The organism is Microbacterium meiriae (assembly GCF_040685015.1).
Classification (GTDB): domain Bacteria; phylum Actinomycetota; class Actinomycetes; order Actinomycetales; family Microbacteriaceae; genus Microbacterium; species Microbacterium meiriae.
The window spans coordinates 1,515,451-1,540,642 of record NZ_JBFBHD010000002.1; the positions used below are offsets into that span (position 1 = coordinate 1,515,451).

General features: G+C 69.2%; 25 protein-coding genes and 3 tRNA genes. 4 read left to right on the top strand and 24 right to left on the bottom strand.

Annotated features, from left to right (window positions below):
* Positions 1 to 35: 35 nt before the first annotated feature.
* Both AB0N68_RS15720 and AB0N68_RS15725 read right to left on the bottom strand, forming a co-directional pair.
* Positions 36 to 1,574, bottom strand: a complete 1,539-nt coding sequence (locus AB0N68_RS15720) for an APC family permease (protein WP_187663380.1) — start codon at positions 1,572 to 1,574, stop codon at positions 36 to 38.
* A 98-nt stretch (positions 1,575 to 1,672) separates the two neighbouring features.
* Positions 1,673 to 2,038, bottom strand: a complete 366-nt coding sequence (locus tag AB0N68_RS15725; protein WP_187663379.1) for a winged helix-turn-helix transcriptional regulator — start codon at positions 2,036 to 2,038, stop codon at positions 1,673 to 1,675.
* A 93-nt stretch (positions 2,039 to 2,131) separates the two neighbouring features.
* Between AB0N68_RS15725 and AB0N68_RS15730 the strand changes: the two genes are divergently transcribed.
* Positions 2,132 to 2,977 (top strand): SDR family oxidoreductase, encoded by an 846-nt coding sequence (locus tag AB0N68_RS15730; RefSeq protein WP_292797056.1) that lies wholly within the window; start codon positions 2,132 to 2,134, stop codon positions 2,975 to 2,977.
* A gap of 24 nt (positions 2,978 to 3,001) precedes the next feature.
* Here AB0N68_RS15730 and AB0N68_RS15735 read toward each other — a convergent pair whose 3' ends face one another.
* From AB0N68_RS15735 to AB0N68_RS15775, 9 genes are all read right to left on the bottom strand, one after another.
* On the bottom strand, positions 3,002 to 3,391 hold the full coding sequence (locus AB0N68_RS15735; protein WP_280569468.1) for a hypothetical protein: 390 nt from the start codon (positions 3,389 to 3,391) through the stop codon (positions 3,002 to 3,004).
* Positions 3,388 to 3,990, bottom strand: coding sequence for a hypothetical protein (locus AB0N68_RS15740; RefSeq protein WP_259953006.1), 603 nt, complete (start codon positions 3,988 to 3,990; stop codon positions 3,388 to 3,390). The genes AB0N68_RS15735 and AB0N68_RS15740 overlap by 4 nt, the downstream gene beginning before the upstream one ends.
* Complete coding sequence (locus AB0N68_RS15745; protein ID WP_259953005.1) at positions 3,987 to 4,553, bottom strand: RNA polymerase sigma factor; 567 nt, start codon at positions 4,551 to 4,553, stop codon at positions 3,987 to 3,989. Before AB0N68_RS15745 ends, AB0N68_RS15740 begins: the two co-directional genes overlap by 4 nt.
* A gap of 117 nt (positions 4,554 to 4,670) precedes the next feature.
* Positions 4,671 to 4,844, bottom strand: coding sequence for a CsbD family protein (locus tag AB0N68_RS15750; protein ID WP_187663375.1), 174 nt, complete (start codon positions 4,842 to 4,844; stop codon positions 4,671 to 4,673).
* A 14-nt stretch (positions 4,845 to 4,858) separates the two neighbouring features.
* On the bottom strand, positions 4,859 to 5,557 hold the full coding sequence (locus tag AB0N68_RS15755) for a hypothetical protein (RefSeq protein ID WP_292797051.1): 699 nt from the start codon (positions 5,555 to 5,557) through the stop codon (positions 4,859 to 4,861).
* A complete protein-coding gene (locus AB0N68_RS15760; RefSeq protein WP_292797048.1) occupies positions 5,554 to 6,120 on the bottom strand; it encodes a hypothetical protein in 567 nt (188 codons plus the stop codon). Before AB0N68_RS15760 ends, AB0N68_RS15755 begins: the two co-directional genes overlap by 4 nt.
* Positions 6,117 to 6,458, bottom strand: a complete 342-nt coding sequence (locus tag AB0N68_RS15765; RefSeq protein ID WP_280569458.1) for a hypothetical protein — start codon at positions 6,456 to 6,458, stop codon at positions 6,117 to 6,119. Before AB0N68_RS15765 ends, AB0N68_RS15760 begins: the two co-directional genes overlap by 4 nt.
* Positions 6,455 to 6,646 carry a DUF2273 domain-containing protein gene (locus AB0N68_RS15770; RefSeq protein ID WP_025104398.1) on the bottom strand — a complete coding sequence of 64 codons (192 nt, stop codon included), beginning with the start codon at positions 6,644 to 6,646 and terminating at the stop codon, positions 6,455 to 6,457. Before AB0N68_RS15770 ends, AB0N68_RS15765 begins: the two co-directional genes overlap by 4 nt.
* The gene (locus AB0N68_RS15775; RefSeq protein ID WP_187663371.1) at positions 6,643 to 7,080 is read right to left on the bottom strand and encodes an Asp23/Gls24 family envelope stress response protein; all 438 of its coding nucleotides are present in this window, start codon (positions 7,078 to 7,080) and stop codon (positions 6,643 to 6,645) included. Before AB0N68_RS15775 ends, AB0N68_RS15770 begins: the two co-directional genes overlap by 4 nt.
* 175 nt (positions 7,081 to 7,255) lie before the next feature.
* Here AB0N68_RS15775 and AB0N68_RS15780 point away from each other — a divergent pair, with 175 nt between their 5' ends.
* The gene (locus AB0N68_RS15780; protein ID WP_292797044.1) at positions 7,256 to 7,867 is read left to right on the top strand and encodes a TetR family transcriptional regulator; all 612 of its coding nucleotides are present in this window, start codon (positions 7,256 to 7,258) and stop codon (positions 7,865 to 7,867) included.
* Complete coding sequence (locus AB0N68_RS15785) at positions 7,867 to 9,534, top strand: MDR family MFS transporter (protein ID WP_280569451.1); 1,668 nt, start codon at positions 7,867 to 7,869, stop codon at positions 9,532 to 9,534. Before AB0N68_RS15780 ends, AB0N68_RS15785 begins: the two co-directional genes overlap by 1 nt.
* 6 nt (positions 9,535 to 9,540) lie before the next feature.
* Here the strand turns inward: AB0N68_RS15785 and AB0N68_RS15790 are convergent, their stop codons facing one another.
* The gene (locus AB0N68_RS15790) at positions 9,541 to 9,702 is read right to left on the bottom strand and encodes a hypothetical protein (RefSeq protein ID WP_259952998.1); all 162 of its coding nucleotides are present in this window, start codon (positions 9,700 to 9,702) and stop codon (positions 9,541 to 9,543) included.
* 164 nt (positions 9,703 to 9,866) lie between these two features.
* On the opposite strand from AB0N68_RS15790, the gene AB0N68_RS15795 reads away from it, so the two are divergent.
* The gene (locus AB0N68_RS15795) at positions 9,867 to 10,691 is read left to right on the top strand and encodes a CPBP family intramembrane glutamic endopeptidase (protein WP_232089182.1); all 825 of its coding nucleotides are present in this window, start codon (positions 9,867 to 9,869) and stop codon (positions 10,689 to 10,691) included.
* 9 nt (positions 10,692 to 10,700) lie between these two features.
* Here AB0N68_RS15795 and AB0N68_RS15800 read toward each other — a convergent pair whose 3' ends face one another.
* The 12 genes from AB0N68_RS15800 to rpoB form a co-directional block, all read right to left on the bottom strand.
* Positions 10,701 to 11,180 (bottom strand): hypothetical protein, encoded by a 480-nt coding sequence (locus AB0N68_RS15800; protein WP_187663366.1) that lies wholly within the window; start codon positions 11,178 to 11,180, stop codon positions 10,701 to 10,703.
* Between the two features lie 156 nt (positions 11,181 to 11,336).
* Positions 11,337 to 11,410: transfer RNA gene (locus AB0N68_RS15805), tRNA-Met, on the bottom strand.
* Between the two features lie 32 nt (positions 11,411 to 11,442).
* Positions 11,443 to 11,514 (bottom strand) — tRNA-Thr (locus AB0N68_RS15810).
* 68 nt (positions 11,515 to 11,582) lie between these two features.
* A complete protein-coding gene (locus tag AB0N68_RS15815) occupies positions 11,583 to 12,854 on the bottom strand; it encodes a M23 family metallopeptidase (protein ID WP_280570051.1) in 1,272 nt (423 codons plus the stop codon).
* 119 nt (positions 12,855 to 12,973) lie between these two features.
* Complete coding sequence (locus AB0N68_RS15820; RefSeq protein ID WP_280570053.1) at positions 12,974 to 13,768, bottom strand: inositol monophosphatase family protein; 795 nt, start codon at positions 13,766 to 13,768, stop codon at positions 12,974 to 12,976.
* A complete protein-coding gene (locus AB0N68_RS15825) occupies positions 13,768 to 14,808 on the bottom strand; it encodes a hypothetical protein (RefSeq protein ID WP_313366415.1) in 1,041 nt (346 codons plus the stop codon). Before AB0N68_RS15825 ends, AB0N68_RS15820 begins: the two co-directional genes overlap by 1 nt.
* 116 nt (positions 14,809 to 14,924) lie before the next feature.
* Positions 14,925 to 15,725 carry an enoyl-CoA hydratase/isomerase family protein gene (locus tag AB0N68_RS15830; RefSeq protein WP_268777229.1) on the bottom strand — a complete coding sequence of 267 codons (801 nt, stop codon included), beginning with the start codon at positions 15,723 to 15,725 and terminating at the stop codon, positions 14,925 to 14,927.
* A 45-nt stretch (positions 15,726 to 15,770) separates the two neighbouring features.
* Positions 15,771 to 16,262 carry an FBP domain-containing protein gene (locus tag AB0N68_RS15835; protein ID WP_060922589.1) on the bottom strand — a complete coding sequence of 164 codons (492 nt, stop codon included), beginning with the start codon at positions 16,260 to 16,262 and terminating at the stop codon, positions 15,771 to 15,773.
* A 72-nt stretch (positions 16,263 to 16,334) separates the two neighbouring features.
* Positions 16,335 to 16,419 (bottom strand) — tRNA-Tyr (locus tag AB0N68_RS15840).
* A gap of 86 nt (positions 16,420 to 16,505) precedes the next feature.
* Positions 16,506 to 17,435: a PfkB family carbohydrate kinase gene (locus AB0N68_RS15845; RefSeq protein ID WP_292797803.1), complete on the bottom strand. Its 930-nt coding sequence runs from the start codon at positions 17,433 to 17,435 to the stop codon at positions 16,506 to 16,508.
* Between the two features lie 204 nt (positions 17,436 to 17,639).
* Positions 17,640 to 21,515 carry a DNA-directed RNA polymerase subunit beta' gene (gene rpoC, locus AB0N68_RS15850; protein ID WP_187663361.1) on the bottom strand — a complete coding sequence of 1,292 codons (3,876 nt, stop codon included), beginning with the start codon at positions 21,513 to 21,515 and terminating at the stop codon, positions 17,640 to 17,642.
* A 108-nt stretch (positions 21,516 to 21,623) separates the two neighbouring features.
* Entirely contained in the window at positions 21,624 to 25,127 is a 3,504-nt protein-coding gene (gene rpoB, locus AB0N68_RS15855; RefSeq protein ID WP_280568398.1) for a DNA-directed RNA polymerase subunit beta, read from the bottom strand.
* Positions 25,128 to 25,192 lie beyond the last annotated feature (65 nt).

Genomic DNA, 25,192 nt, shown 5'->3' on the forward strand with positions numbered 1-25,192 from the left:
GCCAGCCTAGGACAGCCGCGTGCGCACCCCGTGCGTCAGATGCCGCCGTCGACCGATCGGATCAGCGCGCCCGGCTCCTCGGGAACCATCACCTGGGTCTCCCGGTTCAGGCTCTCGCCCCGGAAGAACCGCTTCGACCGCGGGAAGAGATACCAGAGGAACATCAGGACCAGACCGATCGCCAGCGACCCGATGCCGATCACGAACGTCCCGCCGATGCCGAAGAGCACGGTGTAGCCGTAGTCGACGTCCCACATGTCGATCGCCGACTGGACGAACGCCCCGGTGAGCAGCAGGGCGCCGACCAGCGGGAAGATCCCCTTGAAGAACAGGTCGCGAGCAGAGCGCCGCAGATCGGCGCGGAAGTACCAGACGCAGGCGAAGCCGGTGATCGCGTAGTAGAACGCGATCGCGAGTCCGAGCGACAGGATCGAGTCCTGGAGGATGTTGTCGCTGATGAGGGTCATGCCCACGTAGTAGAGAGAGGCCACCACGCCCATGACGATCGTCGAGAACGACGGCGTCTTGTAGACGGGGTGCACGTCCTTGAACTTCGCGGGGAGCGCGCGGTACACGCCCATCGCGAGCGTGCCGCGGGCGGTCGGGAGGATCGTCGTCTGGGTGGACGAGATCGCCGAGATGATGACCGCTACCACGAGCACCCACCCGAACGGGCCGAGCAGGCCGTCCTTGATGGCGAGGAAGAAGTCGTCGGCGTTGGCCTCGTTGCCGAGTCCCGTGCCATCCTCGCCGAGTCCGGCGTACATCATCGCGGCGATCGTCACGGCGACGTACGTCACCAGGAGGATCACGCAGGTGAGCACCGCGGCACGGCCGGGAATGCGCTTCGGGTCCTTGGTCTCCTCGTTGAGGGCGAGGCAGGTGTCCCACCCCCAGTAGATGAAGAGCGCCAGGAGGATGGCCTCCGTGAAGCCCGACCAGTCGGTGAAGCCGAACGGGTTCAGCCACTCCCACGCGAACGGCGTGGCGTCGGGGGCGTCGCCGGTGAAGAACTGCCAGAGGGCGGCGACGACGAAGATCGCCAGCGCCAGGTACTGGATCGCGAGGAGCACGTTCTGGATGCGCTCGCCGATCTCCACGCCGCGCCAGCTCACCCAGGTCATGGCGGCGATGAAGAGCACGGCCACGACGACGACCCGCCAGTCGTTGTTCTCGAGGTCCTGTCCGATCAGCGACCAGAAGTAGACGGAGGCGATCTGCGCCAGGTTCGCGAGCACGACCATGCCGGCGACCGCGACGCCCCAGCCGCCCATCCATCCCACCCAGGGGCCGAAGGCCTTGGTGCCCCAGGTGAAGGTGGTGCCGCAGTCGGGGACGGCGTTGTTGAGCTCCCGGTAGGCGAAGGCGATCAGCAGCATCGGCACGAAGGCGATGATGAAGGCGATCGGTGCTTGGGCGCCCACCGCGAGCACGACGAAGCCGAGCGTCGCGACGAGCGAGTAGACGGGGGCCGTGGAGGCCAGACCGATGACGGTGGATCCCCACAGGCCGAGGGTGCCTGCAGCCAGGCCCTTGCCGTCGGGTCGTTCAAGGTGGATGGGCGTCGTTGCCATGCTCAGAACAGTACGGCGGGCCGCGGTATCCCGTCAATCCTTTTGTTTCGGCGACGGATTCCACGCGTCGTGTGGGGATATGCGAAGGATTCCGTGGGTCAGTCGCGAGCGAGCATTCCGTCGGCGTGCGCCGCCACCCACTCCATCAGGGGCAGCATCCGCTCCATCAGGTCGCGCCCCAGCGGCGTGAGGCTGTACTCGACGTGCGGCGGCACCGTCGGCAGCGATTCCCGGTGCACCAGGCCGTCGTCGGTGAGCGTGCGCAGGGTGGAGGCGAGCATCTTCTCGCTGATGCCGTCCACCTGTCGGCGCAGCTCTCCCCAGCGGTGGGTGCCGTCGGAGAGACATGAGAGAACCAGAACGCCCCACTTGCTCATGATGTGGTCCAGGACGACGCGCGTGCCGCACCCCTGATCGAAGAGCGCCGGCTGCGAATCGCGGATCTGCGCAAAACTCACCGTCATGTGGGTACCTTACCGAAAAGTGGGTACCTGCTGAAAGGAATGCTCACGACGGCTATCGGGGTTGTCCGGGGAGTCAGCTACGAAAGGACTCCCATGACCATCCTCGTCACCGGTTCGACCGGTCACCTCGGCCGCCTCATCGTCGCCGCCCTCCTTGAGCGCGGTGTCGAGCCGCAGGCGATCCGCGCCGGCGCCCGCGACCTCGCCAAGGGTGCCGACCTCGGCGTGCCCGTCGTCCGTCTCGACTACACCGACCCGGAATCGGTCGCCGCGGCGCTCGACGGCGTGGACACCGTCGTGCTCGTCTCGGGCTCCGAGGTGGGCCAGCGCGTCGCGCAGCATCGGGCGGTGATCGACGCCGCGAAGGACGCCGGCGTGTCGAAGTTCATCTACACGAGCGCGCCGAAGGCCACCACGAGCGCCCTCGTCCTGGCTCCCGAGCACAAGGCCACCGAGGAGCTCATCGCGGCCGCAGGCCTCCCCGCGGTGATCCTCCGCAACAACTGGTACACCGAGAACTACGCCGCCGACCTCGCCCGCGCCACCGAGACCGGCACCCTCAGCGCCGGCACCGGAGACGGCCGCGTCGCCTCCGCCAGCCGGAAGGACTACGCCGAGGCCGCCGCGGCCGTGGCCACGGAGGATGGACACATCGGCGCCGTCTACGAGCTCGGCGGAGACGTCGCGTGGACCTACGCCGACCTTGCCGCCGCGATGACCGAGGTCACCGGCCGCGAGGTCACCTTCCTCCCGCTCTCCGCGGACGAGCAGCTCGCCGCGCTGCGCGCCGCCGGGCTCGATGAGGGCACCGCCGGCTTCGTCGTCGCCCTCGACGCCGGTATCCGCGACGGCGCACTGGCAGACACCGACGGCACACTCCGTCGCCTCATCGGCCGCCCGACGACACCGCTCGTCGAAGGCCTCCGCGCCCTGGCGTGAGGTGAGGAGCGCTGCCGGCCGCCGTCACGGGCGGCGGCGCTCCCCCGGCACCGGCTCCCCGGCGCTCTGCACATAGGCGACGGTCAGCGTGAGCCTGTCGCGCCGCAGGCCGTCCGCGTGCAGCACGGCATCCACGGTCTCGCGGGCGTGCCGCAGCGTCGCGACGCTGCTCACCCGCCCGTCGACCCCGATCGCGGCCTCGACCGCCACGCCCTCCGGTGCCGCGGTGACGGACACGATCGGGTCGGCACCGCGCTCGACGCCCCAGGCGGCCGCCCCCGCACGCACGAGGTTCGAGACGAGCGATCCGGAGCGGTACACACCGCGCACACCCGAGCAGGCGCGCAGGGCGGTCTCGATCCGGATCGCGAGATCCGCGCGCTCCTCCTTCGTCAGCTCGGCGTCGGCCATCATGCCCCCTCCCTGACGTCGGTGATCGCGACGTCGATCGCCATGACCTGCAGCTCGGTGTGACGACGCAGCCGGACATCCACCTCGGCGCGCAGCCGGTCGGCGACGCTGCGGAGAGGGTCGCCGAGGCGCACGCTCGCGTCGATCATCACCCGCACCGGCGCTCCGGGCTCGGTCACGTCGCCGTCCAGTCGGCACCGGCCGACCAGAACCCCGGGGACGGCCTCCTCCGCGGCACGGACCAGTCCGCGCACGGCACCCTCGGTGATCGCCAGCTCCACGGCCGGATCGTCGGAGGCGAACGGGATACGGCGTCCTGCCTGGGCATCCATCGCGATGCCGCTGAGGATCCGGTCCACCCAGCTCTCGTCCACCGGCGCGGCAGAGGCCGCGTCGTCATCCATCAGCTCGCTGCCGAGGCCGCGCAGCCTCTCCAGGGCGTCGAGCGCGAGCTGGCATCCCGGAGACTCCTCGATCGCGGGGTTCCGCGGGGTGCGTCCAGCGTCCAGGTAGTCGCTGAGATCCTCGATCGTGTGCCCGTCCAGGTCGGCGGGCTCGAGACCGAGGCGGCGCAGCTGGTCGTCCTCGTGGTGATCGGTCATCGCCACGCCTCCATCCGTGTGATCAGGAATCGTCGCGCGCGGGACAGCAGTCCGCGCACCGTGCTGACGGGGATGCCGAGCTCCTCGGCGATCTCGTCGTAGCTGTAGCCGCCCAGCTCCCGCAGCACCCAGCACTCGCGCTGGGCCTCGGGGAGCTCGCGCAGAGCGGCACCGAGGGCCGCGACACCCGCTCGCGCTTCGACGACCGCGGCGGGCGACGCCTGCGGCGGCGCGGGCCGGTCGATCTCGTCCACGTCGAGGGCCGGCCGCGTCTGCCGCAGCCGGTCCACCGCCTTGCGACTCACGATCCGCATGAGCCAGCTCTTCACCTTGGCGGGGTCCTCCAGCTCACCGAACCGCTGCCACGCGGTCACGAACGCATCCTGCACGATGTCGTCGACCTCCGCCGATGCGTTCAGCATCCTGTGCGTGTAGGCCCTCATCATCGGCGTGTACCTGCGCACGAGCACCGCGAATGCGGCGACGTCCCCATCCATCGCACGGCCGGCGACGATGCGGTCCCCAGCCTGCTCCAGCGCCTCACCCCAGCGGTCGGCTGCCATTCCCCCACCCCTCGTTCACGGTTCCCCAGGCGTTCGGAGCCCGCGCCGCGTCGGATCGTGACGACCCGATGCGCGCAGGCGGAGGAGACGCCCGCACGGACGTCTCCTCCCCCTCCGTCACTTGGTGAACGTGTCCTTGACATCCTCGGCCGCGTTCCTGACATCACCCTTGGCCTGCTCGGCCTTGCCCTCGGCGACGAGCTTGTCGTTGTCGGTGACCTCGCCGACGACCTCCTTGGCCTTGCCCGCCACCTTCTCGGCTGCGGCCTTGATCTTGTTCTCCGCGCTCATGGCGTCTCCTTTCCTCACACGACCCCGACGGTCGGGGTCGATGTCCGTGCGGCGTTCCGGCCCTCCGGCGCCGCGGTCCGTCCCGTCGCGAGCGAACGACGCATCCGCTGCCGCGACCGGAAGAGTTCCCGCCACCCGCGGTCGGCGACGTGCACGACGAGCGGCATGCGGGTACCGGTGAGGGCGTCCCACTCCTGCACCACGTCATCGACGGCCGCGAGCAGCCCGCCCAGAGCCGCACCGGGGCGCGGGGTCACCACGAGGCCGAGAGCGATCCCTCGCCCGACTCTCCGGCTCGTCAGCCGGGCCGCGAGCACGTCCGCCCGATCGGCGAGCGGCGCCGCGAGCAGCTCCTCCGCCACGCTCCGGTCGACGGTGGTCGTTCCTCCTCCGCCGACGAGGCGGAGGACGGTGCGCTCCCGCCGCGGCCGGCGGGTGAACAGGAAGGCCACGAGCAGGACCACGAGCAGTGCCGCAGCGGCGATCCCCACGATCGCCCACAGCGGCACGAAGCCCGCACCGGGGATGTCGAGGCCCCATGCCCCCGACCACGCCACGAGGCCGTCCGCCTGCGCGAGCACCTCCTCGAAGGGTGGCGGGAGCATGCCCGTGCCCCGCAGCCCCCCGGCGAGGAGGACGACGCCCCCGCTCAGAAGCACTGCCGCTCCCCCGAGGAGGACCGCGCGGTTCGCCGCCGTCCCTGCCGACGTCATGCGATCACTCCTTCCCGTCCCACCTGCACCCGCGGCGAGAGCCGGAAGCCGACCTCGTCCAGCATTCGGGCCGCTGCCTCCTCGGCGGCAGCCGCATCCACCGGCACCCCACTCGTCGGAGTGACCCGGATCAGCGCCGCGCGTCGGGCCACGGTCACGCCCACCTGCCCGCGCGGCACCCCGATCCGGCGTGCGACCGCGTCCGCGATGGCGTCGGCGAGCACACCGTCGTCGATCACGAGCGCTGCCCGCGTGTCGAGACGTGTGCGGCGCGCACGCCGGCCCGGAAGCACAGCGAGCGCGAAGAGGAGCAACGCCAGGAGGAGAAGCGCGACCCCGACCGCGATCACGGCCGACGGCATCTGCAGGAGCGCCGGGACGGGCGCGAACCAGGCGGCGGCCTGCGTGCGGAACCCCTCGTCGAGGGCCCACGCCGCCACCCCGACCAGCAACAGGGCGAGGACCAGGGTCAGCACCACGGCGAGCGCGATCGCAGGGCCCCGGCGCGTCGCCCTCGCCTCTCGGCGGAGGAGCCGCCGGGGTGTCGCGGTGTTCGTCGTCATGCCACTCTCCTCTCCGTCTCGCGTCGGACGCCGGAGAAGCGCACGTCCACCGCTCCCACGTGACGCGCTGCCAGGTCGCGCATTCCCTGCACGACGGCGTCGCGGACGGCGTCCGCCCGAGCGCTCACGGGATCGGTGCCCTGACGGCTCAACACGACCGGAACCTCCACGGACACCCGCAGATCGCCGCGACGGTCCGCGAGCTGAACGCTCACGTCGTCGGTGCCGACCCGAGCGGCATCCCGGACGATCCCCAGAGCGAGCCGGTGCAACGCGCGGGCTTCGACGACCGTGGCCCCCGCCACGGCCGCCGGCCCGTCCGTCTGTGCCACGCTCATGAGGACGATCGCCGTCCCCGCACCACGTCGGCGAGCGCCCGCACGTCCAGGCGACCGTCGACGATGCGGCCGACGACGGCGCCGACGAGCATCGCGAGGGTGACGAGCAGGAACGCCCAGAACCCCCAGACGATCCAGGTCAGCGCGAGCACCGTCGCCGCAGCTCCGCCGATCACCGAGGCGTTCACTGGACCCGCGCCTCCGGAGCCTCGTCGTCGTCCTCCGAGGGGATGTGCACGTCGTTGACGGTCACGTTCACCTCGGCGACGTCCATGCCCACCAGCTCCACCATGGCCCGGTGGATCGCGGCCCGCACCTGGTCGGCCACCTTCTGCAGGGACACCGGGTACTCCGCCACGATCGTCACGTCGACGGCCACCTGCGTCTCGCCGACCTCGACGCTGATCCCCTGCGCGAGGTCGGTCGTGTTGAGGGCGTCGCGGATCGCACCCATCATGCGCGCGGCGCCACCGCCGAGCGCGTAGACGCCGTCGACCTCCCGCGCCGCGATGCCGGCGATCTTCGCGACCACCGCATCCTCGATCGTCGTCTTCCCCGCCGCCCCCTGCGACGCCGGGACGACCTGAGCCTTGGGCTGGGTGCCCCCAGTCACGTTCGCCATCTCGAGCTCCTTCATCCGTGTGTCCACGCGGTTTCCGCGCGGGCCGTGTTCTCACGACACCACTAAGACGGTCGAGGAGCACAGAATGTCACAAACTTCTCGGAACGAATCTCCGCGCCTTCCTCGGCGGCGACTTTCAGTGCACTCCAAGGTTCAGAGTGCAAAGTTGCACTCTATGGAGAACAGTGCAGAATCCACGAGGGAGCAACGCAAGCGGCGGACCACGCGGGCACTCACCGAGGCCGCGCGCCGCCTGACGGCCGAGCGGGGCTTCGCCGGCTTCACGGTCGAGGAGCTGTGCGCCGATGCCGGAGTCTCCCGGCGCACGTTCTTCAACTACTTCGAGAGCAAGGAGAACGCCGTCTTCGGGTTCGCCGTGATCGACTCCCGCCAGGAGGAGCTCGAAGCGGTCTTCCTCGAGGGCGACGGCGATCTCCTGGACGACTTCGTGCAGCTCACCGTCGAGCGCTTCGCCCTCTTCGATCCGATCGAGCACGCCGCCGAGCTGTTCGCCGTCATCGAGCAGGAGCCGCGGCTGCTGCGCGCGGCGTTCGAGCAGCAGGAGAAGCACGAGCGCCGCGACATCGCCCTCGTCGCGCGCCGCATCGGCGGTGCCACCGACGCGGAACTCCGCGCCGAGGTGCTCGTCCACTCCGTCGGCGCGGTCGTCCGCCTCTGCATGGAGCAACTGCTGCACCACCACTCCACCGAGCCGTTCGCCGACCTCATCGCCCGCCGACTGCGCCTCGCGCGCGATCTCTACTCCCCTTCACAGAAAGCCCACTGATGTCCGCCACCGTCACCGCGGATGCGCCCTTCCTCCTCACGAAGCGCCGCATCTGGATCATCTTCAGCGCCCTGATCGCGGGCATGCTGCTCGCGAGCCTCGACCAGACCATCGTGTCGACGGCGATGCCCACGATCGTCGGCCAGCTCGGCGGCGTCGACCATCAGGTCTGGATCACCACCGCCTACCTGCTCGCCACCACCATCGTCATGCCCATCTACGGCAAGTTCGGCGACGTGCTGGGACGACGGTCGCTCTTCCTCGTCGCCATCGCCCTGTTCACACTGGCCTCGGTGGGCTGCGCGTTCGCGACGGACTTCTGGATGTTCGTCGTCTTCCGTGCCCTCCAGGGTCTCGGCGGCGGCGGGCTCATGATCCTGTCGCAGGCGATCATCGCCGACATCGTGCCCGCCAACGAGCGCGGCAAGTACATGGGTCCGCTCGGCGCGGTGTTCGGCCTCTCCGCCGTCGCCGGACCGCTCCTCGGCGGTTTCTTCGTCGACCACATGACCTGGCAGTGGGCGTTCTACATCAACATCCCGGTCGGCATCGCCGCGTTCCTCATCGCCCTCGTGGCGCTGAAGCTCCCCAGCAAGAAGGCGGAGAAGCCGATCGACATCCTCGGCGTGCTCTTCCTGTCCGCCGCCACGACCTGCCTCATCTTCTTCACCGACTTCGGCGGCGACGCCGCGTTCGGCTGGGACTCGCTCGCGACCTGGGCCTGGGGCGCCGGGCTCGTGGTGTCGGCGACGGCGTTCGTCATCACCGAGTCCCGGGTGCAGGACCCGATCATCCCGCTCAGCCTCTTCCGCAACCCGATCTTCGTGAACGCCACGGCGATCGGCCTCGTCCTCGGCATCGGCATGTTCGCCGCGATCGGCTTCGTCCCGACGTTCCTGCAGATGTCGTCCGGCACCTCCGCCGCCGCCTCCGGGCTGCTGATGATCCCGATGATGGTCGGTCTCATGGGGACCTCGATCTTCTCCGGCCTCGCGATCTCGAAGACCGGGAAGTACAAGATCTATCCGATCCTCGGCACGATCATCACCGGTATCGCGATGGTCGCCATGACCACGCTGTCGGCGGAGACGCCGATCTGGTTGATCTGCGCATTCCTGTTCGTCTTCGGCGCCGGGCTCGGCCTCATCATGCAGGTCGTCGTGCTCGTCGTGCAGAACGCCGTCCCGGCGGGCGAGATCGGCACCGCCACGAGCACGAACAACTACTTCCGCGAGGTCGGCGCCTCGCTGGGGACGGCGGTGTTCGGCACGATCTTCACCACGCGTCTCACGGAGAACCTGCTCGGCGTGTTCGCCGGCGCCGGGGCGTCCCCCGAGGCCGCCTCCGAGGCCGCGTCCACGATCGACCCCGCCACGCTGAACAGCCTGCCGGACGAGGTCCGCGACGGCATCGTCACGGCATATGCGGACGCCCTCGCCCCGGTGTTCTGGTACCTCGTGCCCTTCATCGCGCTCGCGCTCATCCTGTCGCTGTTCCTCAAGCAGATCCCGCTGTCGGATCAGGCGGGTCTCGTCGCGCGCGGCGAGGCGATCAGCGGCGAGGAGGCCGAGCGCCTCGAGGCCGAGCTCCGCACCGCCGGACGCGTCGATGCCGGACGCGCGGACGCCGAGCCGGAAGAGACCGGCTCGGCGTCCACGGGCAGGTAGCCCGCGCTAGGGGAGGTCGGCGACGTCGACGTCGTCGTCGTCCTCCCCACCGCCCGTCGCGGGAAGGTCGTCAGGCTCGGGGTCGTGATCGGTGGTGACGAAGTCGGGGTCGACGCCGATGGCCTCGATCTCCTCCTGGTTGTCCTGGCTGTTCGACGTGTCGGACATGGCGCCTCCTGATGTTGGGGATCCGGACGGCCAGTCTGCGCGGGGGCGCCGACGCGGCCGAGGGGGTTGACACGGCGTGTCGCCGCCGCACGCCCACTCGCCGGGGGCGGAGCCACCAGACTGGAGCTGTTCGCCCCCTCTCCCTCCCTTCTCGAGGAGCACCCGTGATCGACGCCGCACCGCACCGTTCCGCCTGGCAGCGCTTCTGGGATCGCGGAGGCTGGTGGCGCGCCCTCCTGCTCGCGGCCGTGTACTACGGGCTCTATCAGCTGCTCTCGCTGGCCCTCCTCCCGCTGGCCGCGCAGGTCGACGATCCGGCGAGTGCAGCCGGCGTCCTCGTCTACGACGTCCTGCCGATCCTCGTCGGGGGCCTCCTGCTGGTCGCGTTCATCGCCTCGCTCGGGTGGTGGCGACCCGTGTTCGGGCCCCAGCCCATCCGGGGAGCGGGGTGGATGTGGATCGCGATCATCGCGGTCCTGCTGTTCAACGTCCTCCGTTTCCTCACGATCGAGGACGGCAGCGTCGGACGTGATGTTGTCGCGACCTGGCTGCTCGCGGGACTCGCCATCGGCTTCGCGGAAGAGGTGCTCACGCGCGGCCTCGTCGTGAAGATGATGCGGGACGCCGGCGCACGCGAACTGGTCGTCGCGGTGGTCTCCGCGGCGATCTTCGCCGCTCTGCATGCGGGGAATCTCCTGACGGGGCAGGATCTGCTCCCGACGCTGTTCCAGCTCGTGTACACGTTCGCGTTCGGCATCTGCATGTACCTCGCGCTCCGGGTCACCGGGACGATCATCGCCCCGATCCTCCTGCACGCCAGCACCGATCCGAGTATCTTCCTGCAGACCATGCACCCCGCCGAGGGCGGGCTCACCGCGGTCGCGGGGCTCGGCAACATCGTCGTGATCGTCGCGGGTCTCGTGCTGATGATCTTCATCCGTGGTCGGGTCGGGGCTTCCGCACCCGACACCTTCGCCCCGCAGCGCTGACCGCCCGGATCACACCGCACGCCAGACGGCGTGCGTGCCGACGGCCGCGATCGCGAAGACCAGCACGGCGACCCGGTGCGCATCGCCGACGGCCAGGGCCGCGTCGGAGGCACCGATGAGATCGTCGGCGACACCGGCCACCATCGTCCGCGACACGACGGCATCGTCCATCTCGGCCACGCCGTCCGCGAGCCACCCCATGACGAGCCGGAGGGATCTCGTCCCGAGCTCGACCCCGAGAGGGACCGCAGGACAGCTCAGCACGTCGGCGACGGTCACGCCGTGTCGCAGCAGCCCGGCGAGTGCCCCGGCGAGGGCGCCGGTCAGCAACGCGCGCCCGTACCCTTCGGCGACCAGCAGGTCCCAGGACTCGTGCGGCGCGAGCGTTTCGAGCCCGAGGGAATGACCGCGCCCGTCCGCGACGGCTTCCTCCAGGGCGCGCCGGGCGTCCCGGAACACGATGCTCGCACGGCGATCGGGCGCAGACACGGCAGACCTCGTCCCTCGATGCCCGCCATCTCGGTGGCCGGCTGGGAGGCCGACGCGTCACACACTCTAGGACGCTCCGCGCAGGGTGAGGACGGTATCCCGGCACTGAGGTCGGAGACGACAAAACCCCCGGAAGGTTCCGGGGGTTTCATTCTGTAGCAGGAGCGGGGCTTGAACCCGCGACCTCACGATTATGAGTCGTGCGCTCTCACCAACTGAGCTACCCTGCCGCACGGCATCCGCATCGCAGATGCGAACTCCGAGCCCCGAGTCAGGATTGAACTGACGACCCCTTCCTTACCATGGAAGTGCTCTGCCACTGAGCTATCGGGGCGTGCTGCCCCTCGCGGGGCAACCACACGAGAATACCATCACTGTGGCGTCCTCATGAAATCGAGACGGTCACTCCTCCGAGGTGAGAGACGTGCGTCCGGCGTTCTTCTTGAGCCACGGCATCGGGTCGATGGTCGTCCCGTTCACGATGAGCTCGAAGTGCAGGTGCGCGCCGTAGGAGCGGCCGGTGTTGCCGGTCTTGCCCACGATGTCGCCCACCTTGACCTTGTCGCCCGCCTTGACCTGCAGCGAGCCGTACTGCATGTGCGAGTAGTGGCTCGTGATGACGGAGCCGTCGATGACGTGGTCGATGTAGACCGTGACACCGTAGGCGGCACCCTGCTCGGTCGCGATGCGGACGGTGCCGTCGGCGATGGCCTGGATGGGCGCGCCGTTGCCCGGCACGAAGTCGATGCCCTCGTGGAGGCGGCCGCTGCGCATGCCGTAGCCGTAGCTCATTCCGACGCCGACGAGGAACGGCCACTGGATGGCGGCATCCGGGTCGTTCGTGAAGATCTCACCGGAGTAGTTGATGCCCTGCTCGGCGGCGACCTCGACGAGCGAGACCGTGCTGAAGTTGTCGGCGCGCGAGAGCGGCTCGTTCTGCACACCGGACGGCGCGACGAAGGCCTGGATCTCGTCGTCCGCCGAGCCTGCTGCGTCAGCAGCCGCCGCGGTGACGAGGGAGGTCGAGGCGAGGGAGCCGCCCTGGGCGGCGGCGACCGCCTCCGCAGGAAGCGTCATGGACACGGCCAGGAGGCCGGCGAGGCCCATTGCTCCGACGGTGGCACCGGCAGTGAGGGCCTTGCGGATGCTGCGCGTGCGGCGAGGACCGACGGCCGCGAGGCCTGCGGTGTCGATCTTCGGCGCGGTCTGCGACGCGGCATTCGGGGCGAAGGCCGAACGGCGGGACGCCGACGACGTCGGGATGGAGCCGGTGGTGCGGAAGGCGCGGGAGGCGCGCTCGAAGGCGTCACCCTCGGCGTCGGCTTCGGCGACGAAGGGCTCCGACGCCGGGGCGATGTCCTCGACCGGAACCGTGTCCTCGGCCTTCTCGACGATCTCCGCGACGACGGGCACCTCGGGGACATCGGCGATGGCAGGCGCGGGAGCCGCCGCAATGAAGGGCTCCTCCGGCGCGGCGGGCACCGGAGGGACGTCGGCCTGACGCTGACGCGCGGCGCGACGGGAGAGCGGGATGACAGCAGCGAGGGCGATCACGGTCTCCGCGTCAGCGAGGGGTGCCGTCGACCCGCTCGCCGAGGCCTCGGAGGCCGCAGTGCGAGGGCGGCTGGACCGGCGCGTGGGCGCAGCGGCAGCCTGGGGGTTCTCGAAGGGCAAAGCTAATCTCTCGGTCGTTCGTGATGCTCGGGGGCGCAATGACAACTCTCACCTTCGGGTGGTGAAAGTAACGATCGGGTAAACACTACCCCGATCGACCTGTGAATGCCATGGATCGGTCAGGGTTTTTCCTCATCGAGGATAGCGCGGAGTCGGTCGTGCAGGGTCACGCCGCCCGCGATCAGGAAAGGCCGCGGCGCTTCCCGATCGATCCGGCTGACCCGGCCACCCGCCTCCTGGACGAGCAGCGCGCCCGCGGCATGGTCCCACGGCTTGAGCCCGCGCTCGAAATATCCGTCCAGTCGGCCGGCCGCCACATAGGCCAGATCCAGGGCCGCCGACCCCATACGACGGAGGTCACGGGCGATCGGCATCACCCGCCGGACCGTCGCGAGGTCGCCGTCGTGGGTCGTCGGGTCGTAGCCGAATCCGGTCGCCAGGAGCGCGCCGGCGTCGGTCACCTCGGTGACCGCGAGACGGACGCCGTCCGACCAGGCCCCGTGGCCGCGAGCAGCCGTGAAGGTCTCCCCCACGGCGGGTGCGTGCACGGCCGCGGCCAGCGCCTCCCACTCGTCCGGCTCCGGCGGACCGCTGACGGCTGCGATGCTCACGTTGTACGCCGGGATGCCGTAGGCGTAGTTCACCGTGCCGTCGATGGGGTCGACCACCCAGGTGATCCCGCTGTCGCCGGTCGCCGCGCCCGACTCCTCACCGAGGAAGCCGTCCGCCGGTCGCGCCGCGCGCAGGCGCTCGCGGATCAGCTCCTCGACTTCGCGGTCGGCGTCCGTGACGATGTCGGCGAGCGTCGACTTTGTCGCGGCGAGGCGTACGCCCTCCCGTCGACGGGTCCGGGCGAGAGCTCCCGCCTCCTCGGCGATCTCGGCCGCCAGGGCGCTGAGCTCGAGAGCGTCGATCACGGCGCCGGGTGCGAAGGGGCGGGCGGCGGCGGCGGGAAGGCCGGGGGCTCGCCCTGGGCGGGCGACGCGGGCTGCGGCGGAGCCGGCTGCGGAGGCGCCGGCTGAGCGGGTGCCGACGCAGGCTGCGGCGGAGCGGGTCGGTCAGGCGCGGGCGGCACGGGTCCCGGAGCGGAAGGAGCGCCGAAGTCGGGAAGGGCCGGAGTCGTCGGCGCGAGGGGCGGCGTCGCCACGGGGAACGCCGTGGCGGGCGCCTGACCCAGTGCCTGCGGGGCCGTCGAGGGGTACCCCGTGTAGTAGGCGTTCCAGTCCGGGCTGCCGTCCGGGAGGACCGGGAGCGGCGTGATCCCATCGGCGTAGGTCGGCCAGGACGGGGCGGAAGCGACGGGACGGGCGGCGGGAGCCTTCTTCGGCGCGAACAGGGCGTTCAGCAGCGGAATCAGCGTGGTGCCGACGGCGACGAGGATCGTGAGGGCGACGACGATGCGCCAGTACAGCTCGGTGTAGTCGAAGGTGTTCGGGAACGCGAGGAAGAACACCAGCAGCGCGACGAGGGCACCGAGGAAGACGATCGTCACGATGTGGATCACCTTCGTGAAGGTCGTGACGTGGCGCTGCGCGGCACGGGTGAACAGCCGCACGTGGAGCAGTGCGAGCTGAAGGATCCCGATCACGAGCAGCAGCTGGAAGAACCGCTCCGCGCCGAAATAGAGGCCGTCTTCCGGAAGCCAGATCTTCACGAGGCCGACGAGGAGCGCGACGACCCAGGTGACCATGCTGGCGAGCTGGAGCCAGTCCGGCCGGTTCGGGGCGAGGCCCGCCTCGAGGATGGCGATTCCGGCGAAGGCGGCGAGCAGGAGGATCGTGAGGAAGGCACGACCGATGAGGCCGTTCTGATCACCGACCAGGACCCACACGACGCAGACCAAGGCGGCGGCGATGAGGGCGCCGATGGCGACCCACAGCGACCCCCTGATGAGCAGCGACATGTTCTTCTTGTCACCCTGCGGCTGCAGCCGGGCGGTGTCCGGATGGGACATGGGGATCCTCTCGTCGAGCGGCGATGCCTTCATCCTGCCACGCGCAGGCCCGCTTGTTCCGGCTTCCCTCAGGCGCGCGGAAGATCGGGACGCGATCGCGCTCTGGGGAGGAGGGGTCAGCCGGCCTTCTTCGCGGATGCCGCAGCGAAGGCCGCGACCCGCGCCTGCGCGTCCGGGGTCTCCAGGGCGGCGCCGATGGACCGGGCCTCCTCGCTCAACTGCTCGGCGAACGTGCGCTCCGGCTGCGACCGCACCAGCCGCTTCGCGTGTCCGTACGCGTCGGCGGCCCCGGCGAGCCAGAACCGCGCGACCTCCTCGGCCCGCGCACGGACCCGATCGGCTTCCGCCCTGCCGTCCTCGCCCTCCACGACCTCGGCCACCAGCCCCCAGTCGAGGGCCTCCGCGGCGCTGAGCAGCCGGTCCTGCAGCACCAGCTGGAGGGCGCGGCGCTGGCCGACGGCCCGCGCGAGCTGCGCCGACACGGAGAGGTCGGGCGTGAGGCCGATGTTCGCGTACAGGCTTCCGAGCTGCGACCGCGAGCCCACCACCGCGTAGTCCGTGGCGAGCAGGATGCCGAGTCCGCCGCCGGCCGTCGTCCCGTGCGCGGCAGCGACCACGGGCACGCTCGACTCTGTGAGCGCGCGGATCCCGGTGTTGATGACCTCGGCCAGCGCGGTGATCTCCGCCCCGGACGACCCCATGGTCGTCGCCATGTCGATCACGTCGCCGCCCGCGCAGAACGCCGGTCCCGCCGCGTCGATGAGGATGGCCTGCACGTCGTCCCGCGATGTCGCCTCGACGGTCGCATCCCGCCAGGCGTACGCCAGATCGGCGTTGAAAGCATTGAGGCGGGTCGGACGGTTCAGCGTCAGCCGCGCCATCCCCTCGTCGACGGCGAACAGGACGGCATCACTCATGGCTTCTCCTTCGAGCACAGGCGGATGCCTCCAGGCTAGTCGCGCTCAGGAGCCGTCCCAGACGCGAGCGACGAACCGCTCCATCCGCCGCCGGGTGCCGTCGAGCCGGAAGTCGACCTGTCCCGCCGCCCGGATCTCGTTCGGCGCGAGCGGATGCGCCAGGCGCACGTTCTCGTGGCAGGACAGATCGGCGCAGATGTAGGTGCCGACCGAGTCGCCGCGCTCCCCCGCCTCCCCCGTCCGCCGGGCGGCGAACAACGCCACCTGGTTGCCCGGCTGCATCGTGTGGCAGATGTTGCACATGCCGGAGCGCCCGCGCCCTGGTTCCGACGCCCGCAGCACCACGCCGACCACGCGCCCCTCGTGCGGGATCAGGACGTAGCCGCGCTTGCCGGCACTCGGGTCGCGCCAGGCGAAGAAGTCGAGGTAGTCCCAGTCCACGAGGAGGAAGTCGTGCGGCATCTCCATGACGCGCAGCTCGTCGGCGTCCGCGTTCACGAACGAGGCCCGGACGTCGGCTTCGGTGAGAGGTCGCATCGCTCCAGTCTAGGAACTCGGCGCGGAGGTGAGGCCGGAAACGGGAGAAGCCCCCGCGAGCGGGGGCTTCTGTGGTGGCGAGTGAGGGATTCGAACCCCCGAAGTCGAAGACGGCTGATTTACAGTCAGATCCCTTTGGCCACTTGGGTAACTCGCCAGAGCGCACCCGTCCGACTTGAACAGCCAACCGGGGGCACGAAGAACAATCATACCTGCCGGATGCGGGCGCGAGAAATCGAGGCGTCAGCTCCCGTACACGCCGCGGTCGGCGGCGGCCAGCGACTCCGGCGTGCGCAGCAGCCCGCCCTCGGCGCGGCAGGTCGCGGCGGCCACATCCATCGCGCGCGTGAGCAGGGCCGTCCACTCCTCGGCCGTCTTCGGGCCGCCGTCCACCAGCCCGGCGGCGACGGCGGCGAGAGTCGCATCCCCAGCCCCCACGGTGTCGACCACGCGACCAGGGAGCGCCGAGATGGGAGCCGAGACCGACCCGCCGTCCGACTCGAGCACCGCGCCGTCTGCCCCGGCCGTCGCGAGCACAGCGGTGACTCCGAGGCTCCGGAGCCGCGCGCGCAGGGCGTCGAGGTCGCCGTCGTAGAGCACGGCAGCGTCGTCGGCACCGACCTTCACCAGCTCGGCCCTCGAAGCCAGCCGCTCGAAGCCGCGGACGAACTCCTCGCGGTCCGACAGCATGCCGGTGCGCGGGTTCGGGTCGATCGCCAGCCGCGCGCCCTCCACTGCGGCCGCGAGGGCGTCGACCTCGTCGGGGGCATCGAAGGGGAAACAGCTCACGGCGACGATGTCCGCGTCGCCGATGGCGGCCCTCGCCTCGTCCGAGTACCGGATGGTCCGCTCCTGGGCCGCGCGGTTGAAGACGTAGCTCGGCTCGCCGTTCGCGGCCCGGGTCACGACGGCCCGCGACGACCCGTGCGGTGCCGCGCTCGCGATCAGCCGCACGCCGTGATCGGCCAGGTACTCGCGGATGTGCGCGCCCGCGACATCCTCCCCCACCATCGCGATGAGGGTCGTGGGGATGCCGAGCCGGCGCAGCCCGACCGCCACGTTCAGGGCCGCTCCACCGACGAACTCACGGACGCCGCTGTCATCCCGGATCTCGTCGATCAGGGCGTCTCCGATGACGACGGCCGCGCCGCCGGGGGAAGTCTCAGTGCTCACTCGCCGACCCTACCGCGCCGCCCGCGCCCCGAAGCAGCGCCGAACCGTGTGCATAACTCAGGAGACCTGGGCCTCCATGCCGTCACGAGCAGCCGACGGCGGCCTGCCGTCCCGGTATCTCCTGAGTTGTGCACACCCGAACGGGCCGAGGGACGACGAAGGCCCCGGGGAGAACCCCGGGGCCTTCGTTCACTCACTCACACCTCAGTTGTAGGTACCGGGGGTGATGTCGTCCGTCGAGAACGCGTCGAAGTCGACGTAGCCGAAGTCGCCGTCCGCGTACGCGCCGTCGGATGCGAAGATCCGGTTCGGGTAGCGCTCGCTCTTGGCTTCCTCGGTGGCCTCGACCGTGACGTCGCGGTACTTCGAGAGACCGGTTCCGGCAGGGATGAGCTTTCCGATGATGACGTTCTCCTTGAGACCGACCAGCGGGTCGCGCTTGCCCTCCATGGCGGCCTGCGTGAGCACGCGGGTCGTCTCCTGGAAGGACGCAGCGGACAGCCACGACTCGGTCGCGAGCGACGCCTTCGTGATACCCATCAGCTCCGGGCGACCGGACGCGGGGCGCTTGCCCTCGGCCACGGCCTCGCGGTTGATCTGCTGGTAGCGCTTCAGGTCGACCATCTCACCCGGCAGCAGGGTCGTGTCGGCGTGATCGACGACGGTGACCTTGCGGAGCATCTGACGGACGATGACCTCGATGTGCTTGTCGTGGATCGGCACACCCTGCGAGCGGTAGACGCCCTGGACGCCGCCAACGAGGTACTTCTGCACCTCGCGGGCACCCATGACGCGCATGACCTCCTTGGGGTCGAGCGTGCCGACCTGCAGGGGCTGACCGACCGAGACGTGCTGGCCGTCCTCGACGAGGAGGGTGGCACGCTTCAGCACCGGGTAGACGACGGGCTCGTCGCCGTTGTCGGGCGTCAGGATGACCTTCTTGGCCTTCTCGGTCTCGTCGATCGTGATGCGGCCGTCGGCCTCCGCGATCGGCGATGCACCCTTGGGGGTACGCGCCTCGAACAGCTCCTGCACACGGGGCAGACCCTGCGTGATGTCATCCGCCGACGCCGAACCACCGGTGTGGAAGGTACGCATCGTCAGCTGGGTACCGGGCTCACCGATCGACTGGGCCGCGATGATGCCGACGGCCTCGCCGATGTCGACGGTCTTGCCGGTCGCGAGCGAACGGCCGTAGCACTGCGCGCACACACCGACGGCGGAGTCGCACGTCAGGACCGAACGGACCTTGATGGTCTCGACACCGAGTCCGACGAGCTTGTCGATGAGCACGTCGCCCACGTCGTCGCCGGCCGAAGCGAGAACCTCGCCCGACTCGCTCACCACGTCGGAGGCCAGCGTGCGGGCGAACACCGAGTTCTCGACGTTCGCGTCGCGCACCAGCTCACCCTGCGAGTTCGGAGCGGCGATCGGGAGCTCGAGGCCCTTCGACGTGCCGCAGTCCTCTTCGCGGATGATGACGTCCTGCGAGACGTCCACCAGACGACGGGTCAGGTAACCCGAGTCGGCGGTACGCAGAGCGGTGTCGGCCAGACCCTTACGGGTACCGTGCGTCGCGATGAAGTACTCCGCCACCGACAGACCCTCGCGGTACGAGGAGATGATCGGACGCGGGATGATCTCACCCTTGGGGTTGTTCACCAGACCACGCATACCGGCGATGTTCCGGATCTGCAGCCAGTTACCACGGGCGCCGGAGGACACCATGCGGTTGATGGTGTTGTCCTCCGGGAAGTGCGCCTTCATCGCGGCCTGCACCTCGTCGGTCGCCTCGGTCCAGATCTTGATGAGCTCCTGACGACGCTCGGCGTCGGTCGTGAGGCCCTTCTCGTACTGGGACTGGACCTTCGCGGCCTGCTTCTCGTAGCCCGCGACGATCTCCGCCTTGTTCGGCGGGGTGAGGATGTCGCTCAGCGCGACGGTCACACCCGAACGGGTCGCCCAGTAGAAACCGGCGTCCTTGATGCGGTCCAGCGTGGCGGCCGTCTCGACCTTGGGGTACTCCTCGGCCAGCTTGTTGACGATCTGCGACAGCTTGCCCTTGTCGGCCTGCTCGCGCACGAAGGGGTAGCCCTTCGGGAGCGCGTCGTTGAAGATCGCCTGACCCAGCGAAGCGTCGACCAGGCCGTGCTTCTCGTAGCCCTCGGGAGCCTCGCCCTCGAGGAAGGCCAGACCCGGGATGCGGATGCGGACCTTCGCCTGCAGGTCGAGCGTGCCCTCGTCGTACGCGAGCTGTGCCTCGCCGACGGAGCCGAACGCACGACCCTCGCCCTTGGCGCCGGCCTTGACCGTCGTCAGGTGGTGCAGACCGATGATCATGTCCTGCGAGGGCAGGGTCACCGGACGGCCGTCCGACGGCTTCAGGATGTTGTTCGACGCGAGCATCAGCACGCGGGCCTCGGCCTGAGCCTCGACCGACAGCGGCAGGTGCACGGCCATCTGGTCACCGTCGAAGTCGGCGTTGAACGCCGCGCAGACGAGCGGGTGCAGCTGGATGGCCTTGCCCTCGACGAGCTGCGGCTCGAACGCCTGGATGCCGAGACGGTGCAGGGTGGGTGCACGGTTCAGCAGCACCGGACGCTCGCGGATGATCTCCTCGAGCACGTCCCAGACCTCGGGACGGGTGCGCTCGACGGCGCGCTTCGCGGCCTTGATGTTCTGCGAGTGACCGAGGTCGATCAGGCGCTTGATGACGAACGGCTTGAAGAGCTCGAGCGCCATCTGCTTGGGCAGACCGCACTGGTGCAGCTTCAGCTGCGGGCCGACGACGATGACCGAACGGCCCGAGTAGTCGACGCGCTTGCCGAGCAGGTTCTGGCGGAAGCGACCCTGCTTTCCCTTGAGCATGTCGCTCAGGGACTTCAGGGCGCGGTTGCCGGTACCGGTGACGGGGCGACCGCGGCGGCCGTTGTCGAACAGGGCGTCGACGGCCTCCTGCAGCATCCGCTTCTCGTTGTTGACGATGATCTCGGGGGCACCGAGGTCGATCAGGCGACGGAGACGGTTGTTGCGGTTGATCACGCGGCGGTACAGGTCGTTCAGGTCGGAGGTCGCGAAGCGGCCACCGTCGAGCTGGACCATCGGACGCAGCTCCGGCGGGATGACCGGGACGACGTCGAGAACCATCGCGGCCGGGCTCATGCCGGTCTCGAGGAACGAGCTGACGACCTTGAGGCGCTTGATCGCACGGATCTTGCGCTGGCCCTTGCCCTCCGAGATCTGCAGACGCAGGTTCTCGGCCTCGGCGGCCAGGTCGAAAGCGGCCAGGCGACGCTGGATCGCCTCGGCACCCATGTAGGCCTCGAAGTACTGGCCGAAGCGGTCCTGCAGCTCGTGGAAGACGTCGTCCTCCGGACGCAGGGCACCGACCTCGAGCGTGCGGAAGTCCTCCCACACGCGCTCCAGCTTCAGGATCGCCTCGTCGGCACCCTTGCGGATGAGCGACATCTCCTTCTCGGCGGCGTCCTTGACCTTCTTCTTGGCGTCGGCCTTGGCACCCTCGGCCTCGAGGGCCGCGAGCTCCTCCTCCAGCTTCGCCAGGCGCTCCGCGATCTTCGAGTCGCGGCGGTCGCCGAGCGTCTTCAGCTCGAGACGGATGTTGTTCTCCTGGGTGCCCAGGTCGCGGTGACGGGCATCCTCGTCGACCGAGATGACCATGTACGCGGCGAAGTAGATGACCTTCTCGAGGTCCTTCGGCGCCATGTCCAGCAGGTAGCCGAGGCGCGAGGGCACGCCCTTGAAGTACCAGATGTGGGTGACGGGAGCGGCGAGCTCGATGTGACCCATGCGCTCACGACGGACGGAGCTCTTGGTGACCTCCACGCCGCAGCGCTCGCAGACGATGCCCTTGAAGCGGACGCGCTTGTACTTGCCGCAGGCGCACTCCCAGTCGCGGGACGGGCCGAAGATCTGCTCTCCGAAGAGACCGTCCTTCTCCGGCTTGAGGGTGCGGTAGTTGATGGTTTCGGGCTTCTTGACCTCGCCGTAGGACCACGCGCGGATGTGGTCTGCGGTCGCCAGGCCGATGCGAAGCTCATCGAAAGTTGTGGACTCGAGCACTAGTTCTCCTGTGTCGGAAATTCTTTTTGAGAAGTCTGGGCTTCGACGGGCTCAGCGACCCGGTGGGTCCTGATCCCAGGAACCTGGGTCCCTGAGCCCGTCGAAGGGTTAGATCTCGTCGATCGAGGCGGCCTCGAAGCGGCTGGAGATGTTGATACCGAGTTCCTCTGCGGCGCGGAACGCCTCGTCGTCGGTGTCGCGGAGGTTGACCAGCGTGCCGTCGGCCGAGAGGACCTCGACGTTCAGGCAGAGCGACTGCATCTCCTTCATGAGCACCTTGAACGACTCGGGGATGCCGGGCTCCTGGATGTTCTCGCCCTTGACGATCGCCTCGTACACCTTGACGCGGCCGAGGATGTCGTCGGACTTGATCGTGAGGAGCTCCTGGAGGGCGTACGCCGCACCGTAGGCCTCGAGGGCCCACACCTCCATCTCACCGAAGCGCTGTCCACCGAACTGCGCCTTACCACCGAGCGGCTGCTGGGTGATCATCGAGTACGGACCGGTGGAGCGGGCGTGGATCTTGTCGTCCACCAGGTGGTGGAGCTTCAGGATGTACATGTAGCCCACGGAGATCGGCGCCGGGAACGGCTCGCCGGAGCGGCCGTCGAACAGCTGCGTCTTGCCGCTCGAGTCGATCAGGCGCAGGCCGTCACGGGTGGCGAGCGTCGAGTCGAGCAGACCGGAGATCTCCTCCTCGCTGGCACCGTCGAACACCGGGGTGGCGACCTTGGTGCCGGGCGCGGCCTCGAAGGCCTGCTGCGGCAGCTTGGCGGCCCACTCCGGGGTGCCCTCGACCTTCCAGCCCTGCTTCGCGATCCACCCGAGGTGGGTCTCGAGCACCTGGCCGAAGTTCATTCGGCCCGGGATGCCGAGCGGGTTGAGGACGATGTCGACCGGCGTGCCGTCCGAGAGGAACGGCATGTCCTCGATGGGGAGGATCTTCGCGATGACACCCTTGTTGCCGTGGCGGCCGGCGAGCTTGTCACCCTCGGTGATCTTGCGCTTCTGGGCGATGTAGACCACGACGCGGCGGTTGACGCCGGAGCCGAGCTCGTCGTCGCCGTCCTCGGCGTTGAACTCCTTGACCGCGATGATCGTGCCCTGCTCGCCGTGCGGCACCTTCAGAGAGGTGTCGCGGACCTCGCGGCTCTTCTCGTTGAAGATCGCGCGGAGCAGGCGCTCCTCGGCCGACAGCTCGGTCTCGCCCTTCGGCGTGACCTTGCCGACGAGGATGTCGCCGGGGCGGACCTCGGCGCCGATGCGGATGATGCCGCGCTCGTCGAGGTCCTTCAGCAGCTCCGGGCTGACGTTGGGGAGGTCACGGGTGATCTCCTCCTTGCCGAGCTTCGTGTCGCGGGCGTCGACCTCGTACTCCTCGATGTGGATCGAGGAGAGGGTGTCGTCCTTCACCAGGTCCTGGCTCAGGATGATGGCGTCCTCGAAGTTGTAGCCCTCCCACGTCATGAACGCGACGAGGAGGTTCTTTCCGAGGGCCAGCTCGCCGTTCTCGGTGGCGGGGCCATCGGCGATGACCTCTCCGACCTCGACGCGCTCACCGGCGTTGACGACGACCTTCTGGTTGTAGGAGGTGCCCTGGTTCGAGCGGTCGAACTTGCGCAGGTGGTACTCCTGCGTGCCGCCCTCGTCGAGCATGACCACGACGCGGTCCGCGGAGACCTCGGAGACGACACCGGCCTTCTCGGCGGTGATCACGTCACCGGCGTCGATGGCGGTGTAGCCCTCCATACCGGTTCCGACGAGAGGCGAGTCGCTGCGGAGCAGCGGCACGGCCTGACGCTGCATGTTGGCGCCCATGAGCGCGCGCTGCGCGTCGTCGTGCTCGAGGAAGGGCACGAGCGAGGTCGCGACCGACACCATCTGGCGCGGCGAGACGTCGATGTAGCCGATCTCCTCCGGGAGGAACAGGTCGACCTCACCGCTGCCGCCCTTCGGGCGCGCGAGCACGTGGCTCTCGCGGAAGCGACCCTTCGCATCGAGCGGCGCGTTGGCCTGCGCGATGTTGTAGTCGACCTCCTCGGAGGCGGTCAGGTAGTCGATCTGGTCGGTCACGACACCGTCGACGACCTTGCGGTACGGGGTCTCGATGAAGCCGAACGAGTTGATGCGCGCGAAGGTCGCGAGCGCACCGATCAGGCCGATGTTCGGGCCTTCCGGGGTCTCGATCGGGCACATGCGGCCGTAGTGCGAGGGGTGGACGTCACGGACCTCGACGCCGGCGCGGTCGCGGCTCAGACCACCGGGGCCCAGAGCCGACAGACGACGCTTGTTGGTCAGACCCGCGAGCGGGTTGTTCTGGTCCATGAACTGCGACAGCTGCGAGGTTCCGAAGAACTCCTTGATCGCGGCGACGACGGGACGCACGTTGATCAGGGTCTGCGGCGTGATGGCCTCGATGTCCTGCGTGGTCATGCGCTCGCGGACGACGCGCTCCATGCGGGACAGACCGGTGCGGACCTGGTTCTGGATCAGCTCGCCGACCGCGCGGATACGACGGTTGCCGAAGTTGTCGATGTCGTCGGTCGCGAGACGGATCTCGGTCTTCTTGCCGCCGCGGATGCCCTCGAAGGTCTCCTCGGTGCCCGCGTGCAGACGCACGAGGTACTTGATGGTGGCGACGATGTCCTGCACCGTCAGCACCGACTCCGTCAGCGGGGTGTCGAGACCCAGCTTGTGGTTGATCTTGTACCGGCCGACCTTGGCGAGGTCGTAGCGCTTCGGGTTGAAGTAGAAGTTGTCGAGCAGCGCGCGGGCGGCCTCGGCGGCGACCTGCTCGCCCGGACGCAGCTTGCGGTAGATGTCGCGCAGCGCGTCTTCCTTGGTGACGATGGTGTCCTTCGCGAGCGTCTCCTCGATCGAGGTGTAGCCGGCGAACTCCGCGAGGATCTCCTCGCTGGTCATGCCCAGCGCCTTGAGGAAGACCGTGACGGACTGCTTGCGCTTGCGGTCGACGCGGACGCCGACCTGGTCGCGCTTGTCGATCTCGAACTCGAGCCACGCGCCGCGGCTCGGGATGACGCGCGCCGACACGATGTCCTTGTCGGACGTCTTGTCGGGGGTCTTGTCGAAGTAGACACCCGGCGAGCGCACGAGCTGCGAGACGACGACGCGCTCGGAGCCGTTGATGATGAACGTGCCCTTGTCGGTCTGCAGCGGGAAGTCGCCCATGAAGACCGTCTGAGTCTTGATCTCACCCGTGAGGTGGTTCATGAACTCGGCCTCGACGTAGAGCGGGGCCGCGTACGTCTTGCCGCGCTCCTTGCACTCCTCGATGGAGTACTTCTCGGGCTCGAGGTACGGGTTCGTGAACGACAGCTGCATCGTCTCGCCGAGGTCCTCGATCGGGGAGATCTCCTCGAAGATCTCGCCCAGACCGCTGTTCTCGTTCACGTCGGTGCGACCGGCGGCCTTGGCCTCGGCCACGCGCGCCTTCCAGGCGTCGTTGCCGACCAGCCAACCGAAGGACTCGGTCTGCAGGGCGAGAAGGTCCGGGACCGTCAGCGTGTCGGAGATCTTGGCGAACGAGAGACGGGAAGCTCCGCGTCCGTTCTTGGTGGTGGTGGATGTGGATGCGTTGGGAGCAGCAGCCAAGGGAATAACCTCCGTGAGCCCCGCAGGGCTTCTCGATTCCTTTGTCGTCAGGTGGAGTGCGCTCA